This window comes from Streptomyces longispororuber, assembly GCF_024448165.1.
In the GTDB taxonomy this organism is placed as follows: Bacteria; Actinomycetota; Actinomycetes; order Streptomycetales; family Streptomycetaceae; genus Streptomyces; species Streptomyces longispororuber_A.
In genome coordinates this window covers 1-17056 of the sequence record NZ_JAMOLN010000211.1, presented here as the reverse complement: position 1 = coordinate 17056, position 17056 = coordinate 1, and the positions used below count along the sequence as shown (strand labels likewise).

15 protein-coding genes and 1 pseudogene are annotated in these 17056 nt (G+C 72.6%); 11 read left to right on the top strand and 5 right to left on the bottom strand.

All coding sequences use genetic code 11. The features are described 5' to 3' along the window. Nucleotides 1-276: 276 nt before the first annotated feature. From M4J07_RS39115 to M4J07_RS39105, 3 genes are all read right to left on the bottom strand, one after another. On the bottom strand, nucleotides 277-846 hold the full coding sequence (locus M4J07_RS39115; protein ID WP_255980343.1) for a DUF4232 domain-containing protein: 570 nt from the start codon (nucleotides 844-846) through the stop codon (nucleotides 277-279). 98 nt (nucleotides 847-944) lie between these two features. Further along, nucleotides 945-1502 carry a Dps family protein gene (locus M4J07_RS39110; RefSeq protein WP_255980341.1) on the bottom strand — a complete coding sequence of 186 codons (558 nt, stop codon included), beginning with the start codon at nucleotides 1500-1502 and terminating at the stop codon, nucleotides 945-947. A gap of 39 nt (nucleotides 1503-1541) precedes the next feature. Next, complete coding sequence (locus M4J07_RS39105) at nucleotides 1542-1853, bottom strand: hypothetical protein (protein ID WP_255980339.1); 312 nt, start codon at nucleotides 1851-1853, stop codon at nucleotides 1542-1544. Between the two features lie 345 nt (nucleotides 1854-2198). Between M4J07_RS39105 and M4J07_RS39100 the strand changes: the two genes are divergently transcribed. Continuing rightward, entirely contained in the window at nucleotides 2199-2717 is a 519-nt protein-coding gene (locus tag M4J07_RS39100) for a lytic polysaccharide monooxygenase auxiliary activity family 9 protein (RefSeq protein ID WP_255980337.1), read from the top strand. Nucleotides 2718-2830: 113 nt separating this feature from the next. Further along, nucleotides 2831-3556 (top strand): chitinase, encoded by a 726-nt coding sequence (locus M4J07_RS39095; protein WP_255980335.1) that lies wholly within the window; start codon nucleotides 2831-2833, stop codon nucleotides 3554-3556. Here M4J07_RS39095 and M4J07_RS39090 read toward each other — a convergent pair. Beyond that, on the bottom strand, nucleotides 3546-5390 hold the full coding sequence (locus M4J07_RS39090) for an AMP-dependent synthetase/ligase (protein ID WP_255980333.1): 1845 nt from the start codon (nucleotides 5388-5390) through the stop codon (nucleotides 3546-3548). The two genes, M4J07_RS39095 and M4J07_RS39090, sit on opposite strands and share 11 nt — an antisense overlap. A gap of 258 nt (nucleotides 5391-5648) precedes the next feature. Between M4J07_RS39090 and M4J07_RS39085 the strand changes: the two genes are divergently transcribed. Together M4J07_RS39085 and M4J07_RS39080 are read left to right on the top strand one after the other, a co-directional pair. After that, the gene (locus M4J07_RS39085) at nucleotides 5649-5960 is read left to right on the top strand and encodes a trypco2 family protein (protein WP_255980331.1); all 312 of its coding nucleotides are present in this window, start codon (nucleotides 5649-5651) and stop codon (nucleotides 5958-5960) included. Continuing rightward, nucleotides 5960-8905, top strand: a complete 2946-nt coding sequence (locus M4J07_RS39080; protein ID WP_255980329.1) for a trypsin-like peptidase domain-containing protein — start codon at nucleotides 5960-5962, stop codon at nucleotides 8903-8905. Before M4J07_RS39085 ends, M4J07_RS39080 begins: the two co-directional genes overlap by 1 nt. Before the next feature lie 9 nt (nucleotides 8906-8914). On the opposite strand, the gene M4J07_RS39075 is transcribed toward M4J07_RS39080, so the two are convergent. Then, on the bottom strand, nucleotides 8915-11278 hold the full coding sequence (locus tag M4J07_RS39075; RefSeq protein WP_255980327.1) for a phosphoketolase family protein: 2364 nt from the start codon (nucleotides 11276-11278) through the stop codon (nucleotides 8915-8917). 242 nt (nucleotides 11279-11520) lie between these two features. On the opposite strand from M4J07_RS39075, the gene M4J07_RS39070 reads away from it, so the two are divergent. The 7 genes and pseudogenes from M4J07_RS39070 to M4J07_RS39040 form a co-directional block, all read left to right on the top strand. Next, nucleotides 11521-11994 (top strand): carboxymuconolactone decarboxylase family protein, encoded by a 474-nt coding sequence (locus M4J07_RS39070; RefSeq protein ID WP_255980325.1) that lies wholly within the window; start codon nucleotides 11521-11523, stop codon nucleotides 11992-11994. 206 nt (nucleotides 11995-12200) lie between these two features. Further along, complete coding sequence (locus tag M4J07_RS39065) at nucleotides 12201-12662, top strand: Crp/Fnr family transcriptional regulator (protein ID WP_255980323.1); 462 nt, start codon at nucleotides 12201-12203, stop codon at nucleotides 12660-12662. Nucleotides 12663-12721: 59 nt separating this feature from the next. Then, nucleotides 12722-13150, top strand: coding sequence for a GNAT family N-acetyltransferase (locus M4J07_RS39060; protein ID WP_255980321.1), 429 nt, complete (start codon nucleotides 12722-12724; stop codon nucleotides 13148-13150). 104 nt (nucleotides 13151-13254) lie between these two features. Then, nucleotides 13255-13653: a response regulator gene (locus tag M4J07_RS39055; protein ID WP_255980319.1), complete on the top strand. Its 399-nt coding sequence runs from the start codon at nucleotides 13255-13257 to the stop codon at nucleotides 13651-13653. Between the two features lie 182 nt (nucleotides 13654-13835). Further along, complete coding sequence (locus tag M4J07_RS39050; protein WP_255980317.1) at nucleotides 13836-14192, top strand: VOC family protein; 357 nt, start codon at nucleotides 13836-13838, stop codon at nucleotides 14190-14192. 118 nt (nucleotides 14193-14310) lie between these two features. Next, a complete protein-coding gene (locus tag M4J07_RS39045; protein ID WP_255980315.1) occupies nucleotides 14311-16698 on the top strand; it encodes an ATP-binding cassette domain-containing protein in 2388 nt (795 codons plus the stop codon). A 91-nt stretch (nucleotides 16699-16789) separates the two neighbouring features. Further along, a pseudogene (locus M4J07_RS39040) lies at nucleotides 16790-17056 on the top strand (hypothetical protein); the annotation flags it as partial.

Below are 17056 nucleotides of genomic sequence, written 5' to 3'. Positions count from 1 at the left end.
TCTCCTTCGCCAGACGCTCGGCGCGCAAGCGCACCTCCTCCTCCGGCAGCCCGGCGTCGCAGATGATCGTCATCACGGTGCCGTCGTCCAATGACACGCGCCGCATCTGCACGCCCAACAGCGCCGGGCGCTCCGCTTCCTCATCGGACATGAGAGCTCCTCACAGGTTGGCCAACCACACGAACCCTCACGCTAGACAGAGGAGTTCGGCGTCCGGCGCAGGTCGGCGGGCGCGTCACGCGAACGAACGCCCCGGCTGCGGCAAATGCCGCGCCGTCACCCGGCGGCCGACCGCGTCGTCGTGACCGTGAACATGTCGCCGCACACCCGGACTTGGCCGTCGCGCAGCGTCAACGGGTCCGTGGAGCCGGGCGGATAGATCTTGAGCAGGTCGTGCCGGCCCCAGCAACCGGCGTCGCTGACGCCCCGGTTCACCGTGTGCAGGGTGACGTGGGCGGCGCGGCCCGGGGCGAGGGCGACGGCGGGGCCCGCCGGGCCCTCGCGCTCGGCGGGGACCCCGACGGTGCTCCCGTCGCGCTGGATCAGCGACACCCCGGGGTAGCCCTTCAGCGCGCACGCCGCGGTGCCCGTGTTCGTCAGGGCCAGGTCGTAGTAGACGTTCCCCGCCGCGCCCTGGTCCACGACCACGGACGGCTTCAGCTCCGCCGCGCCGCAGCGGGGCGTGCCGGTCGAGCCCCCGGCGGCCTGCTCCGCGGCGCCGTGTGCGACCGGCGCCCGCTCGGAGTCCGCGACGGCGGTGGCCGCGGGGCCCGCGGGGTCCCGGCCCGCCGACGCCGTGCCGCCGCAGGCGGACAGGGCCAGGACGGCCGCGCCCACGCACGCCACAGCGAGGGGAATCCTGTCTCGTACTGCATCGGACGGCTTCATGGGTAACCGCGTTCCCGCGAACGGGTATCCGAATCACCCGGTGCGCGTTCGTGCGCTCAGGGAGCCGCCTGCCGTGCCGCCTCGGCCTCGGTCTCCGCGCTGCCGGTGCGCAAGGCGCCGCCCGCGGTCTCCAGGTGGGCGCGTACGAACCACTGGAACTGCTCCAGGTCGCGCAGCTGCTCGATCAGCAGGTCCTGGGTGGCCGGATCGATGGGCCCGGTCCGGTCCACCGCCTTGCGGACGTCCTCGATGATGCCCGTGTACACGAGGTCGAGGGCGCCGAGGTGGGCCAGGGCGTCGGCGCGGCCGACGCTGTAGTCCTCCCACGAGCGGGCGGCCACGAGGGCGCCGGGGGTGCCCTGGCTGATCCCGCCGAGCGCGGCGGCCCGCTCCGCCACGTCGTCCGCCATGTCGCGGACCCGGTCGACCTGGGGGTCGATCATCTCGTGCACGGCGATGAAGTGCGGGCCGACCACGTTCCAGTGGACGTGCTTGAGCGTCAGGTGCAGATCGTTCAGGGCGTGCAGGCGCATCTGCAGGGTGTCGATCAGTTCTCCGGCCTGCTCCACGGTGAGGCCCGGGACCGTGTACTTCGGAGTGCTCCGGAGTGCCATCGTGTGTCTCCCTTCGTTCCGGTGATGCGTCCTGCCCCACTACCCCGCATGGCGCCAAGTCAACGTCGTGACCGGTTCGGATACGGAGCCGACGTCCCGGCCCGCCGTGAGCCAGCGGCACAGCGCGGTGTGCACGCCGTCGGGCAGCGCGCTGATCCGGTCGATCGCCTCCCGGTCGCCGGGCGACGGCGCGATGCCCGCCGTGGTGAGGATGGCGTTCAGCTCCAGGCGGCGCAGATCGCGCGGGTCGACGTGGCAGGGGAGCCGGTCGGCGGGGTTGGGCGGGGGCAGCAGCCAGTCGTCCTGCCGCTCCGGAGCGAGGGAGTGGAGCCGGGGCGTGGTCGTGTGCATCGAGCCCTCCTTGGCGTCTGGGTCAGCCGCGTCGGGAGGGGAGAGCGGCTGTGGGCCTTCGCCGGTTGCGGTGGTGGCCGGTTATCACCCCCATGACGTATTCGGCGGATTGTCGGCACGCGATGCCCCGTCGGGCCGGGACTGCCTTGACAGGATCACGACCACTTGTATGGTCTAGTCCAAGCAGCAACGGCCGTTCCGCTTACGGGAGTTCGCCCTGCCCTGTGCGGGGCGGATCTTCCCCTGCCCCCTTCGCGCCTCTTGGCCCCACCCTCGAGAGGCCGGCCCGGGCACGCGACCCCCCATGTTCCGCGTGCTCGGGAAGCCTGAAGTGAAGGAGTACGCATGAACGCCAGAAGGAAGACCGCCGCGCTCATCGGCGCGGCCCTGGCACCGATCGTCGCCGTCAGCCTTCCCGCCGGTTCCGCCAGTGCCCACGGATACATCTCCACCCCGCCCAGCCGTCAGGCGCAGTGCGCGGCGGGGACGGTGTCCTGCGGGGACATCACCTACGAGCCGCAGAGCGTCGAGGGCCCCAAGGGGCTCACCAGCTGCAGCGGCGGGAACAGCCGGTTCGCCGAACTCGACGACGACTCCAAGGGCTGGGTCGCCACCCCGGTCCAGCGCAGCACGGAGTTCCAGTGGAAGCTGACGGCCCAGCACGCCACCAGCACCTGGCAGTACTTCGTCGGCGGCCAGGAGATCGCCGAGTTCGACGACGGCGGCGCCAAGCCCGGCGCCACGGTCACCCACCAGGTCGACTTCGGTTCCCTGACCGGCCGGCAGAAGGTCCTCGCCGTCTGGAACATCGCCGACACCACCAACGCGTTCTACGCCTGCATCGACGTGAACGTCGGCGGCTGACGCGTCGCTCCACCCCGCACGGCGGCGCCGCGAGCCGGCCCCCACGGCACGTGCCCACGTGTCCCGGCCCGCGGCGCCGTACCCCCCACACCACCAGCGATGGGAGCGCACTCATGCGCCGCCGCACCCTCGGACTGCTGACCGCCACCGGAGCCGCCGCGACCCTCGGCCTGTTCACCCTGGCCGGACCCGCGTCCGCCGAGAAGGCCGGCACACAGGCCGACTTCATCGTCAGCCAGGCCCAGTTCGACCAGATGTTCCCGGGCCGGAACGCCTTCTACACCTACCAAGGACTCACCGCGGCACTCGACGCCTACCCGGGATTCACCGGCACGGGCAGCGACACCGTCCGCAAGCAGGAGGCCGCCGCCTTCCTCGCGAACGTCGGCCACGAGACCGGCGGCCTCGTGTACGTGGTCGAGCAGAACACCGCCAACTACCCCCACTACTGCGACAGTTCCCAGCCCTACGGCTGCCCCGCGGGCACCGACAAGTACTACGGGCGCGGACCGATCCAGCTGAGCTGGAACTTCAACTACAAGGCGGCCGGGGACGCGCTCGGCATCGATCTGCTGAACAACCCCGACCTCGTGCAGAACGACGCGGCCGTCGCCTGGAAGACCGGCCTGTGGTACTGGAACACCCAGACCGGACCCGGCACCATGACGCCGCACGACGCCATGGTCAACAGCGCCGGATTCGGCCAGACCATCCGCAGCATCAACGGCAGCATCGAATGCGACGGCGGCAACCCCGCGCAGGTCCAGAGCCGCATCGACAACTACAAGAAGTTCGCCCAGATCCTCGGCGTCGATCCCGGCGGCAACCTCAGCTGCTGAGCGGCCGCCTGGCCGTCCGGTACAGCTCGTCGATCTCCCGCGCGTAGCGTGCCATCGCCGCCGATCTGCGGACCTTCAGGGACGGCGTCAGCAGACTCTCGTCCGCGGTGAAGTCCCCGGTCAGCACCCGGAAGGCACGGATCGACTCGGCGCGGGAGACCCGGGTGTTGGCCCGGCTGATCGCCCGCCGCACGTGCCCGAGGAGCTGCTCGTCCGTCACCAGGACGGCCGGCTCCTCGGGCGTCCGGCCCTTCAGTGCCAGCCAGCTCGCCACCGCCTCCTGGTCGAGCGTGATCAGCGCGGCCACGTACGGCCGGTTGTCGCCGACGACGAGACAGCCGGAGATCAGCGGATGCCCGCGCAGCTCCTCCTCCAGCATCAGCGGGGAGATGCTCTTGCCGCCGCTGGTGATGATGATGTCCTTCTTGCGGCCGGTGATCACCAGATAGCCGTCCGGATCCAGGTGCCCCAGGTCGCCGGTGGAGAACCAGCCGTCGCGCAGCGCCTCATCGGTCGACACCGGGTCGTTGTGGTAGCCCCTGAAGACCACGTCGCCGCGGACCAGGATCTCCCCGTCCGCCGCGATCCGGACCGCGTTCCCCGGCAGCGGCCGCCCCACCGTGCCGTGCCGCACCGCCCCCACTGGCTGCGCGGTGACCGCCGCCGCGGTCTCGGTCAGTCCGTACCCGTCGTACACGGTGATCCCGCAGCCCGCGAGGAACAGGCCGAGCTCGCGGGAGAGCGGGGAGCCGCCGGACACCGCGTTGCGCACCCGGCCGCCCAGCACTGCCCGCACCTTCGCGTAGACGAGCCGGTCGTACAGGGCGTGCCGCAGCCTGAGCCGGGGCCCGGGGCCGAACCCCTGCCCGGCGGCCCGCCGCTGCTCGGCCTCCGCGTACCGGACGGCGACCCGCACCGCCCGCTCGAAGAGCGCCGCCTGCCCGCTCTGCCGGGCCTGCAACCGGGCGCTGCGGAAGAGGCGTTCGAAGATGTACGGGACCGCGTAGAGGAACGTCGGCCGGAACGCGGCCAGCGTCGGCAGCAGGACCTGCGGCGACGGATCCGGCTGGAACGCGACGTTGACCCCCTCCCGCACCGAACTGATCACCACGACCAGCCCGTAGCAGTGCGCGAGCGGCAGGAACGCCACCAGGGACGGGTCCTCGCCGGGCGCCGCGAGCAGGCTGCCCCAGCCCGCCGCGAGGGTGTCGCACTCGGCGGCCATGTTCGCGTGCGTGAGGACACAGCCCTTGGGGCGGCCGGTCGTGCCGGACGTGTAGCAGATCAGCGCGGTGTGCTCGGGGCGCACGGCGGCGCGCCGCGCGTGCACCAGCGCGTCGTCGACGTCCGCCCCGTCGGCCATGAGCGTGTCGATGCAGCCCCGGTCCAGCTGCCACAGCCGGGTCAGCGGGCTGTGCGGTCCGTGCGCCGCGGCCACCGTCATGGCGTGGTTCTCGTTCTCCACGAAGCAGCCGATCGCGCCCGTCTCCTGGAGGATGTGGCGCACCTGCTCCGTGGAGGAGGTCGGATACACGGGGACGACGACCGCGCCCACCGCCCACAACGCGTAGGCGGCCAGCGTCCACCCGTACCGGGTGCGGGACATGACCGCCACCGGGTCCCCGAACTCCACGCCGTGCGCCAGCAGCCCTCTGGCCACCGCAAGGACCTCGTCCGCGAACCGGCCCGCCGTGATCGGCCGCCACTCCCGCCCAGGACCGGGAAGGGAGAACTGGACGCGGTCCGGGCTGTGCGCGGCCGTGACGAAGACCGAGTCCGCGAGCCCGCCCGACGCCAACGGCATCGTCAGACGGGGCACTTCGAGTTCCTGCATGGTTCAGCTCTCTGCCAACGGTGTGCGAAGGGGGGCGCAGCCCGGCAACGTACCCGCGCGCGAGATCTTTTCGGAGCGCGGACAGGTGACGATCCGGACACGGTGCCGCGTGGGGGTCAACGCGCGTCCACCGCCGGCGAATTCCCAGGCCACCGCCTCCGGTGCGCGCCCGCGGGGACCGATGGGCGATGATGAGGCCCTGCCCTGTGGGCAGTTGATCGGTCAGTGGTCGGCGCGAATCGGTGAGGGTCTCTGCTGGTGGACGATGCGGTTGAGTTGGCGGACATGATCGCGCAGCTGCGCCGGGAGCTCGGCCGGGCGATGACGGACGGCGCGGACGCCGACCTGCGGTTCCGGGCGGAGCGGGTGGAACTGGAGCTGACGGTCGGGGTGGAGCGCACCCGGGAGCCCGGCGTGAAGGTGCGGTTCTGGGTGTTCGACGCGACGGCCGCGGCGCGCCGCTCGGCCACCACCACGCAGCGGCTCACGCTGACGCTGCAGCCCGTGACGGCGGACGCGCCGGACGCTCCGGCGCTGATCTCCGGTGACGAACTGCCCGGCGAGGACTGATGGCGGCCCACACCGCCGACGGCCTCGACGCACACCGGATAGCGGAGGTGATCGTCACCGGCGCGGCGGGCACCCGGCGGCGCGGCTCCGGCTACCGGATCGGCGACACCGCCGTCCTGACCGCCTGCCACGTGGTCGCCCAGGCGGCCGACGTCCAGCTGCGGTTCGACGCCGACCGGCCGGGACAGTGGACGGCGGCCGCCACGGTGGCCTGGTCGGACGGCGGCTGTGACCTCGCCGTCCTGGAGTTCACCCCGCCGTCGGGCGCCGCCCCGGTCGCCCCGGCCCGGTTCGGCCGCGTCGACGACGAACGGCACGCCGTCGTCGGGGTGCACGCCGCCGGGTTCCCGCTGTGGAAGCGGCGCCGGGCCCCGGACGGACGGCAGTTCCGCGAGCTGCACCAGGCGGACGGCACCGTCGCCGCCCTGTCCAACCTGCGGACCGGCACCCTGGAGATCACGGTGCCGGTGGCCGCGGCCGACCCCGATCCGGCCGTGTCGCCCTGGTCGGGGATGTCCGGCGCCGCCGTGTGGGCCGGCACCCGCATCGTCGGCGTCGTCGCCGAGCACCACCGCGGCGAAGGACTCGGCCGGCTGACCGCCGTACGCGTCGACCACGCGCTGCGGCGGGCCACCGATGAGCACCGCGCACGGCTCGCCGGTCTGCTGCGGATCACCGAGGCCGAGCCCCTCCTGGACGTGGGACCCCGGCCGGAGCCCACGGCCGCGAAGGTCATCGGACTGCCGGTCACCCACGGCCTCGAACTCTTCAAGGACCGCGTCGAGGTGCGCGAGGCGATCGGCCGGCACCTCGCCGACCCCGCCGTGCGCATGGTGACCGTCACCGGCCGTCGCGGCATGGGCAAGAGCGCCGTCGCGGCCAAGGTCATGGAACTGCTCGAACGCGGCGAATGGCCCGGCCAGCTGCACGCCCCCGCCCCGGCGGGCCTGGTGAACCTGAGCACGCGGACCGCCGGGGTCTCCCTGGAGCGGATCTACCTCGACTGCGCGCGCGTCCTCGGCCCGGCCGACGAGGCACGGCTGCTCGACGTCTGGGCCACCGACCGGCCCGTCGAGGACAAGATCGGCGAGCTGTTCGCCGCGATGGGCGACCGGCTCGTCGTGATCCTCGTCGACAACTTCGAGGACCGGCTCCAGGACGACGGCACGCTCGCCGACGGCGACGAACTCGCCGTCTTCCTCGACTGCCTCTTCCGGGCCCGCGCCACACCCCGCCTCCTCGTCACCTCCCAACTGCCCCTGCGGCTCGCGCCCGAACTGCGCCGGTTCGCCGTCGAGGTCCCCCTCACCGACGGACTGCCGCCCGCCGAGTCCGTGGCCCTGCTGCGCGAACTCGACCAGGACGGCGGCCTCGGCGTCGCCGGACTCGACGACGAGGAACTGCTGCGCGCCTCCGTGCACGTCCACGGGGTGCCGCGCGCCCTCGAACTCCTCGTCGGCGCCCTGGCCGAGGACGCCGCGACCCTGCCCACGCTCCAGGACGTCCTCGCCGACTTCACCCTCCGCGGCGACGTCGTCGCGGGCCTCGCCCAGGACCGCTACGCGCGCCTCGGCCCCGACGAACGCACCGTCCTGAACGTCCTCGCGGTGCTGCGCACACCGGTGCCGCGGGAAGCGGTCGACAGCATCGTGGCCGCCGTCGCCCCCGGCATCGACGTCACCCGGGCCCTCACCCGGCTGCTGCGCGTCCACATGCTGTCCGTGGACCGGGCCCGCCGCACCTTCGCCCTGCATCCGATGGACGCCGACCTCGCGTACGGATCGATGGACCCGGCCGGCGCCGCGGGCCGGCAGACCGTGGAGCGGCACGCGGCCGACTGGTACGCGAGCGTCGCCGTCCCCCGGGAGCAGTGGCGGGGGCCCGACGACGTACATGCTCAGCGGCGCGAGTTCGGCCACCGGATCCGGGCCGGGGACATGAACGGCGCCGCCCTGGTGCTCGGGGCGATCAGCGAGTGGATGGTCGCGCACGGGTCCGTCCTCGCGGCCATCTCGATGCATCTGACCCTGGAGGGCAAGGTGACCGACGACCAGGCACGGCTCGCCCATCTCATCGGCCTCGGCCGGGCCCGGCTGCGCGGCGGCCCGCTCACCGAAGCGGCCGACCTGTGCGCACGGGCGGCGGAACTCGCCGAACGGACCGGCGACCGCGAGGCGTTGCAGCAGGCCCTGTTCGGCCTCGGCGACGCCTACCGCCAGCTGGGCCGCCTCGACGCCACGGTCGGCCCGCTCGACCGGGCCGCCGCACTCGCCCTGGAGCGGGGCGACGTCGAGCGCGCCGAACACGCGCTGCTGAGCCTGAGCCTCGCCCACAGCTACCTCGGCGACGGCCCGGCCGCCCTGGCCGGCGCGGACCGGCTCCGCGACCTCGCCCTGGCCCGCGCCGACGCACTCACCGAGGCCAGGGCCTGGAACGCGCGCGCCGTGTCCCTGCTGGTCCTCGGCCGCTGGGACGAGGTGATGGCCGCGGGCGACGAGGCCGTCCGCGCCTACCGGGAGTCCGGCATCCAGGAGGCCACGGACCTCGCACTCAACGCGAAGGCGCTGGCCCTGCTCGCCCTCGACCGCACCGACGAGTCCCTGGCGACGTTCGGCGCGGCACTCGACGCGGCGTCGGCGATGCAGAACCCGCGCACCGAGGGCGTCGTCCTGCACAACACGGCCTGGGCCCACTGGACCGCGGGCGACCACGCGACGGCCGCCGGGACGGCCGAACGGGCCGCCGCGTCCCTGGAGTTGGCCGGTGCCACGGAGGCCGGCGCCGCGCGGGACCTCGCCGAAGCGGCCCGCGCCCACGCGTCGTCCGACCCGCGGGCCGCCGCCGACGCCCTGGACCGCGCGGCCCGCGGCGTCGACCGCAACGCGGAGCTGGCCCGCCCCGCCTGGCTCGTGGCGGAGGCGGCGCGGCTGCGGACCGGGACGTGACCGCGGACGTCAGCCGGTCCAGGACCAGTCGGCGACCTCCGGCAGGTCGGTGCCGTGCGCGCGGATCCACGCGTGGTGCCGGGTCCGGGCGTCGGCCATGGCCTGACGGACCCCCGCCGCCCGGACCGCGAGGCCGGGCACCCGGTCGACGACGTCCATGACCAGGCGGTACCGGTCCAGGTCGTTGCGGACGACCATGTCGAACGGCGTGGTCGTCGTCCCCGACTCCTTGTAGCCGCGGACGTGGAGGTGTTCGTGGCCGCCCCGGCGGTACGCGAGGCGGTGGATCAGCCACGGATAGCCGTGGTAGGCGAAGATCACCGGCCGGTCGGCGGTGAACAGCGCGTCGTACTCGAAGTCGGGCATGCCGTGCGGGTGTTCGTCCCGGGGCATGAGCCGCGCCATGTCGACGACGTTGACGACCCGGACCGCGAGCTCCGGCAGGTGCGTGCGCAGCAGGCCCGCCGCCGCGAGGACCTCCTGCGTCGGCACGTCGCCCGCGCAGGCCAGGACGACGTCCGGCTCCCGGGAGCCGTCCTCGGTGCCCGCCCACTCCCAGATCCCGGCGCCGCGCGCGCAGTGGGCGCGGGCCTCGTCCAGGGACAGCCAGTCGTAGCAGGGCTGTTTGCCCGCCACGACGACGTTGACGTAGTCACGGCTGTGCAGGACGTGCTCGGCCACCGAGAGCAGCGTGTTGGCGTCCGGCGGCAGATAGACGCGGACGACGTCGGGGCTCTTGTTCAGGACGTGGTCGACGAAGCCGGGGTCCTGGTGCGAGAAGCCGTTGTGGTCCTGGCGCCACACGTGCGAGGTCAGCAGGTAGTTGAGGGAGGGCACGGGCGCCCGCCACGGCAGCCGCCGCGCCGTGCCGAGCCACTTGATGTGCTGGTTGACCATCGAGTCGACGATATGGACGAACGCCTCGTAGCAGGAGAACAGGCCGTGCCGCCCGGTCAGGTTGTACCCCTCCAGCCAGCCCTGGCAGAGGTGTTCGGACAGCACCTCCATCACCCGGCCGTCGCGGGACAGGTGCTCGTCGGTGGCCACGGTCCGCTCCTGCCAGGCCTTCCCGGTCGCGTCGAAGAGGGCGCCCAGGCGGTTGGAGGCGGTCTCGTCGGGGCCGACGACCCGGAAGTCGCGGCGGTCCGCGGTGTCCCGCATCACCTGCGCGAGGAGGCCGCCGAGGACCCGGGTCGGCTCGTGGAGCGTGCTGCCGGGCTTGTCCACGGGGACGGCGAACCGCTCCAGCGGGGCGACCGGCAGCGCCCGGGTGAGCAGGCCGCCGTTGGCGTGCGGGTTCGCGCCGGGCCTGCGGTCGCCCTCGGGGACGTGCGCGAGGACCTGCGGCACGGGGCGGCCGGCGGCGTCGAAGAGCTCGCCGGGGCGGTAGGAGCGCAGCCACGCCTCCAACTGCCGCAGGTGCGCGGGGTTCTCGCGGACACCGGAGAGGGGGACCTGGTGGGAGCGCCACGTCCCCTCGACGGGTGTGCCGTCGACCGTGGTGGGGCCCGTCCAGCCCTTCGGCGTGCGCAGCACGATCACCGGCCACCGCGGTCGCGTGCCGCCGCCCGACGTGCGGGCCTCGTGCTGGATCTTGGCGATGCGGTCCAGTGCCCGGTCAAGGGCGGCCGCCAGGTCCTGGTGGACGCGCAGCGGGTCCCTGCCGGTGACGTGGAGCGGTTCGTGGCCCAACCCCTTCAGCAGGGAGTCCAGTTCGGCGTCGGGGAGCCGGGACAGCACCGTCGGGTTGGCGATCTTGTAGCCGTTGAGGTGGAGGATCGGCAGGACCGCTCCGTCGTGGACCGGGTCGAGGAACTTGTTCGCGTGCCAGGAGGTGGCGAGCGGGCCGGTCTCCGCCTCGCCGTCCCCGATGACGCAGGCGACCAGCAGGCCGGGGTTGTCGAGGGCGGCGCCGTAGGCGTGCGCCAGGGAGTAGCCCAGTTCGCCGCCCTCGTGGATGGAGCCCGGGGTCTCGGGCGCCACGTGGCTGGGCACCCCGCCGGGGAAGGAGAACCGGCGGAACAGCCGCGCCATGCCGGCGGCGTCCCGCGTGACGTCCGGGTAGGTCCGCGTGTAGCTGCCGTCCAGCCACGCGCCCGCGAGGACGGCCGGGCCGCCGTGGCCCGGACCCCACACGCACAGGGTGTCCAGGTCGCGTTCCTTGACGACCCGGCCGAGGTGGGTGTGCAGCAGGGTGAGGCCGGGCGAGGTGCCCCAGTGGCCGAGCAGGCGCGGCTTGATGTCCTCGGGGACCAGCGGCCGGGTCAGGAGCGGGTTGTCGAGCAGGTAGATCTGGCCCGCCGCGAGGTAGTTCGCGGCCCGCCAGTGCGCGTCGAGTGCGGTCAGCTGGTGCTTCGACAGGGCCTTGGCCATGGGGATCTTCCTTCCGGGTGTCGCCGGGGTCGTCGGTGTTCGGGCCTGACACGGGTGCCCACGCTGCCACCGGGCCACCGGGCCGCAGGAGGGGCGAACCGGTCCCGTCGCGGGAGCCGCCCGGCCCGGGCCGGCGCACGGCGCGTCCGACCGGCGGGCACACCGGGCCGCATCACATCCCGGCGGGCTGTCGCGTCGAACGGACAGCACGATCCCGACCCACCACGACACAGGAGCCCACCATGGAAGCCCGTCTCGACCTCTTCGGCAGCCCGCTCGCCGGCACGTTCATGAAGCACCTCGCCTCCGCCGGGCGGGTGCTCCAGGGCGGGGCCGTGCCCGCCGCGACCCAGGAGCTGGTGAACCTGCGCACCAGCCAGATCAACGGCTGCGGCTTCTGCACCGACATGCACACCAAGGAGGCGGTGCGTGCGGGCGAGGACCCGACGCGGCTGCACCTCGTCGCGACCTGGCGGGAGGCCACGGTGTTCACCGACGCCGAGCGGGCCGCACTCGAACTGGCCGAGCAGGGCGCCCGGCTGGCGGACGCCGCGGGCGGTGTCACCGACGAGGCCTGGCAGAACGCGGCGAAGCACTACGACGAGGCGGGGCTCGTCGCCCTCGTGTGCCAGATCGCCGCCATCAACGCCTTCAACCGCCTCAACGTCCTCACCCGGCAGCCCGCCGGTGACTACGTGCCGGGCATGTTCGGCTGACGGCTACGGCTGACGGCTTGGACTGACGGCTTCCGCCGGCGGCCGGACGGCATCCGGGTGGGGCGCACCGGACCCGGCACGGGGACCACTCGGCCCCTGCCCGGCGCGCCCCGCCGGGGTGACGCTGGAAGGCGACGGGAAACGGACGGGCCAGGGTGGCCGCCCCGGCGCCCGGCGGACCGCCGCCACCCGGAGGAGGTCCGACGATGACCACGAGCACGACGCCGCGCCTGGGACAGGCCCTGCCTGCCGTCCACCGCGGTCAGTTGATGCGTGTCGCCCGCCAGGTGAGTTTCCCGGCGGGCACCCGGCTGTTCGAGGAGGGCGGGCACGCCGACCGGTTCTGGATCGTCCGCACCGGAACCGTCGCCCTCGACCTGCGCGTGCCGGGCCGCCGCGCGGCCGTCGTCGAGCACCTCGGCTTCGGCGAACTCGTCGGTTGGTCCTGGCTGTTCGAGCCGTACGTGTGGCAACTCGGCGCCGAGGCCGTCACGCCACTGCGCGCCCACGAGTGCGACGCGGCGGTGGTGCGTGAACTGTGCGTGCAGGACCAGGAGTTGGGCCGGGAGCTCGGGCTCTGGGTGGGCAAGGTGCTCGCCCACCGGCTGCAGGCGGCCCGGGTCCGGCTCCTCGACCTGTACGCGCCCTACGGCAGCGGGTTCACGTGAGCCGTGGCGTCCGAGTAATCGCTTGGATTTTCCAAGCGACCCCGTTACGCTCCCACGTCATGATCACCACCAGGGACGACGGCTATGTACTCAGCACCGACCCGGACCGGATCGACGTCGACCGGGTGCACCACTGGCTCTCCACGGACGCCTTCTGGGCGCTCGGCCGCAGCCGTGAGACCGTCGAGCAGTCGATCCGCGCCTCCCTCAACTTCTCCGTCCACGACCCTGCCGGAGCGCAGGCCGCGTACGCGCGTGTGGTCACCGACCTGGCGACCTTCGCCTGGCTCTGCGACGTCTACGTGGCTCCCGCGCACCGCGGCAAGGGGATCGGCACCTGGCTCGCGGGCGCCGTCCGCGACCACCTCGCCCCGTACCGCCTCAAGCGCTTCCTGCTTGCCACGCTCGACGCGCACGAGGTCTACGCGAAGGCCGGCTTCGTGCCCGTGCCGGACCCGGAGCGCCTGATGATCCTGAAGACGGAATGACCGAGGAGGCCCTGGCCGGTGCGTGCCAACGGTCCACGGGGCAGGCCGACTTCAGGGATACTGCGTCACACGAGGAGACCTACCACGGAGGCAGTTGAAGGTCGATGGCCGACACCGCGAAGGTTCTCCTGGTGGACGACCGCGAGGTCAGCCTGCACGCGTGGGAGGCGGCCCTCGAACCGCTCGGTGTCCCGACGGTGCGCACCGACAACGGCGACGACGCCATGAAGATCGCCCTGCGCGGCGGCATCGGGCTGATCCTGCTCGACGTGCGGATGCCCGGCATCAGCGGTCTGGAGGTGGCCGCCTACCTCAGCCGGCTCGATCAGACCCGGCACATCCCCATCATCCTCGTCACCGGCATAGGGACCAGCGCCCTCGCCCGCACCGCGATCGAGCTGGGCGTCGCAGACCTGCTCGTGAAGCCGGTCGACCCCTGGCTCCTACGGGTCAAGGTGAACTACCTCCTGAACGTGGCCGAGCGCACCGCCGACGTCCCCTGAGACCCGCCCCCACCTGGGGCGGAGCGGATCGGTCAGGAATCGAGAAGCGCGGCTCCCACCCGGCCCTTAGCGTGGCAGTCATGGGCATCAACCGTCATCACGGACGAACCGCCGCATGCCGGACCTATCTCCGTTCCGTGAACGAAACGATCCCGTCGCCCGCCACGACTTCAGGAGAGACCATGAGCGAATCGTCCGTCCAGGGAATCAAGACCGTTCTGCACCCGGTGTCCGACCTGGCGAAGGCCAAGGGCGTGTACGCGGCCCTGCTCGGCGTGGCACCGCAGGTCGACGACAGCTACTACGTCGGCTTCGAGGTCGCCGGGCAGCACATCGGCCTCGTACCGGGCGGCGGTCCGCAGGCCATGACCGCGCCGGTCGCCTACTGGCACGTACCGGACATCGAGGCGAAGCTGGCCGAGGTGACGGCCGCGGGCGGCGTGGTGAAGGAGCCCGCGCACGACGTCGGCGGCGGCCGGGTCGTGGCCACCGTCACCGACCCCGACGGCAACGTCCTCGGGCTGCTCCAGGACCGCTGAACCCCCCGCTGCGCCCCGCCGCCCGGACACCGATCCGGAAAGCAGGGGCGCGGCGGCCTGTTTTCGCCGAGACTTGCCACGACCAGGCGCCCGCCGACCAGATGGAGAACCGACGGACATGGCCAAGAGGACGACCGCGCAGGCGCCCGAGCCGCATGCTGCCGACAGCCACGACCTGATCCGCGTGCACGGCGCGCGGGTGAACAACCTCAAGGACGTCAGCGTCGAGATCCCCAAGCGCCGCCTCACGGTGTTCACCGGTGTCTCCGGTTCGGGCAAGAGCTCGCTGGTGTTCAGCACGATCGCCGCGGAGTCGCAGCGGATGATCAACGAGACGTACAGCGCGTTCGTCCAGGGCTTCATGCCCACGCTCGCGCGGCCCGACGTCGACGTGCTCGAAGGTCTGACGACCGCGATCATCGTCGACCAGCAGCGGCTCGGCGCCGACCCCCGCTCCACCGTCGGCACGGTCACCGATGCCAACGCGATGCTGCGGATCCTCTTCAGCCGGCTCGGCAAGCCGCACATCGGCCCGCCCAGCGCCTACTCCTTCAACACCGCCTCCGTGCGGGCCAGCGGCGCCATCACGGTGCAGCGCGGCAACAAGACGAAGGCGCAGAAGGCGACCTTCGAGCGGACCGGCGGCATGTGCACGCGCTGCGAGGGCCGCGGCTCGGTCTCCGACATCGACCTCACGCAGCTCTACGACGACTCCAAGTCACTGGCCGAGGGCGCCTTCACCATCCCCGGCTGGAAGTCGGACAGCCAATGGACCGTGCAGGTCTACGCCCAGTCCGGCTTCGTCGACCCGGACAAGCCGATCCGCAAGTACACCAAGAAGGAGCTGCAGGCCTTCCTCTACGGGGAGCCGACGAAGGTCAAGGTCAACGGGGTCAACCTCACCTACGAGGGCCTGATCCCCAAGATCCAGAAGTCGTTCCTGTCCAAGGACAAGGAGGCGATGCAGCCGCACATCCGGGCGTTCGTGGAGCGCGCCGTCACCTTCACCACCTGTCCCGAGTGCGACGGCACCCGGCTCAGCGAGGGCGCCCGCTCCTCGAAGATCAAGAGGATCAGCATCGCCGACGCCTGCGCGATGGAGATCCGGGACCTCGCCGAGTGGGTCCGCGGTCTGACGGAGCCGTCGGTGGCGCCGCTGCTGACCGCGCTGCAGCAGACCCTCGACTCGTTCGTGGAGATCGGCCTCGGCTACCTCGCCCTCGACCGCCCCTCGGGCACGCTCTCCGGCGGCGAGGCGCAGCGCGTCAAGATGATCCGCCACCTCGGCTCCGCGCTCACCGACGTCACGTACGTCTTCGACGAGCCGACCAGCGGACTGCACCCGCACGACATCAGCCGGATGAACGACCTGCTGCTGCGCCTGCGGGACAAGGGCAACACGGTGCTCGTCGTGGAGCACAAGCCGCAGACCATCGCCATCGCCGACCACGTCGTCGACCTCGGCCCCGGCGCCGGCAGCACCGGTGGCACCGTCTGCTTCGAGGGCACGGTCGACGGACTGCGCGGCAGCGACACCGTCACCGGCCGGCACCTCGACGACCGGGCCGCCGTCAAGGACACCGAGCGCAAGCCCACCGGCACCCTGGAGGTCCGCGGCGCCACCGCGCACAACCTCCAGGGCGTCGACGTCGACATCCCGCTGGGCGTCCTCACCGTGGTCACCGGTGTCGCGGGCTCCGGCAAGAGCTCGCTCGTGCACGGCTCGATCCCGCCCGGCGAGGGCGTCGTCTCCGTCGACCAGAGCGCGATCAAGGGCTCCCGGCGCAGCAACCCGGCGACGTACACCGGGCTGCTCGAACCGATCCGCAAGGCGTTCGCCAAGGCCAACGACGTGAAGCCCGCCCTGTTCAGCGCCAACTCCGAAGGCGCCTGCCCGACGTGCAACGGCGCGGGGGTCATCTACACCGACCTGGCGATGATGGCCGGCGTCGCCACGGTCTGCGAGGACTGCGAGGGCAAGCGGTTCGAGGCGTCGGTCCTGCAGTACCGGCTCGGCGGCAAGGACATCAGCGAGGTTCTCGCGATGTCGGTGGCCGAGGCGGAGGAGTTCTTCGGCGCGGGCGACGCCCGGCTCCCGGCCGCGCACAAGATCCTGGAGCGGCTCGCCGACGTCGGCCTCGGCTACCTCAAGCTGGGCCAGCCCCTCACCACGCTCTCCGGCGGCGAGCGACAGCGGCTCAAGCTGGCCGTGCACATGGCCGACAAGGGCGGCGTCTACGTCCTCGACGAGCCGACCACCGGCCTGCACCTCGCCGACGTCGAGCAGCTCCTCGGCCTGCTGGACCGGCTGGTCGACGCCGGCAAGTCGGTGATCGTCGTCGAGCACCACCCGGCGGTCATGGCGCACGCCGACTGGATCATCGACCTCGGCCCCGGAGCGGGCCACGACGGCGGCCGGATCGTCTTCGAGGGCACCCCCGCCGACCTCGTCGCCGACCGCTCCACCCTGACCGGGGAGCACCTGGCCCGGTACGTCGGAGCGTGACCGCGGCCCCCGGGACCAGGGGTGGTTCCGGGGGCCGACCTGCCCGTATGACAGAGTCGGCGCTCACGACCGGCATACGTACGGGGGAGCGGTGACGGACGACGGGACCAGGGCCACGTGGGGCCTGATGATGTCGCATCTGCAGGGCGGGCTCGGCGGGGTCCGCTGGGCGACCCGGTCGGTCGGGCACGTGATCGGCACCCGGCAGGAGGCGGCGCAGGCCCTGCACCGCCACGTCCTCGCCTTCGAGCCGAAGCACCCGCTGAACGTGGTGCGCCGGACCGTCTACGAGGACGGTGACGGCTATCTGGTGATCGCGGAGGGCCTCACCCAGACCTTCGAGTACGGGTTCCGGCTC

Excerpts from the sequence above, each read along its gene's own strand:
- M4J07_RS39110 (WP_255980341.1), bottom strand. The coding sequence starts at position 1,502 with ATGGCACTCCGGAGCACTCCGAAGTACACGGTCCCGGGCCTCACCGTG.
- M4J07_RS39105 (WP_255980339.1), bottom strand. The coding sequence starts at position 1,853 with ATGCACACGACCACGCCCCGGCTCCACTCCCTCGCTCCGGAGCGGCAG.
- M4J07_RS39100 (WP_255980337.1), top strand. The coding sequence starts at position 2,199 with ATGAACGCCAGAAGGAAGACCGCCGCGCTCATCGGCGCGGCCCTGGCA.
- M4J07_RS39095 (WP_255980335.1), top strand. The coding sequence starts at position 2,831 with ATGCGCCGCCGCACCCTCGGACTGCTGACCGCCACCGGAGCCGCCGCG.
- M4J07_RS39090 (WP_255980333.1), bottom strand. The coding sequence starts at position 5,390 with ATGCAGGAACTCGAAGTGCCCCGTCTGACGATGCCGTTGGCGTCGGGC.
- M4J07_RS39080 (WP_255980329.1), top strand. The coding sequence starts at position 5,960 with ATGGCGGCCCACACCGCCGACGGCCTCGACGCACACCGGATAGCGGAG.
- M4J07_RS39075 (WP_255980327.1), bottom strand. The coding sequence starts at position 11,278 with ATGGCCAAGGCCCTGTCGAAGCACCAGCTGACCGCACTCGACGCGCAC.
- M4J07_RS39070 (WP_255980325.1), top strand. The coding sequence starts at position 11,521 with ATGGAAGCCCGTCTCGACCTCTTCGGCAGCCCGCTCGCCGGCACGTTC.
- M4J07_RS39065 (WP_255980323.1), top strand. The coding sequence starts at position 12,201 with ATGACCACGAGCACGACGCCGCGCCTGGGACAGGCCCTGCCTGCCGTC.
- M4J07_RS39060 (WP_255980321.1), top strand. The coding sequence starts at position 12,722 with ATGATCACCACCAGGGACGACGGCTATGTACTCAGCACCGACCCGGAC.
- M4J07_RS39055 (WP_255980319.1), top strand. The coding sequence starts at position 13,255 with ATGGCCGACACCGCGAAGGTTCTCCTGGTGGACGACCGCGAGGTCAGC.
- M4J07_RS39050 (WP_255980317.1), top strand. The coding sequence starts at position 13,836 with ATGAGCGAATCGTCCGTCCAGGGAATCAAGACCGTTCTGCACCCGGTG.
- M4J07_RS39045 (WP_255980315.1), top strand. The coding sequence starts at position 14,311 with ATGGCCAAGAGGACGACCGCGCAGGCGCCCGAGCCGCATGCTGCCGAC.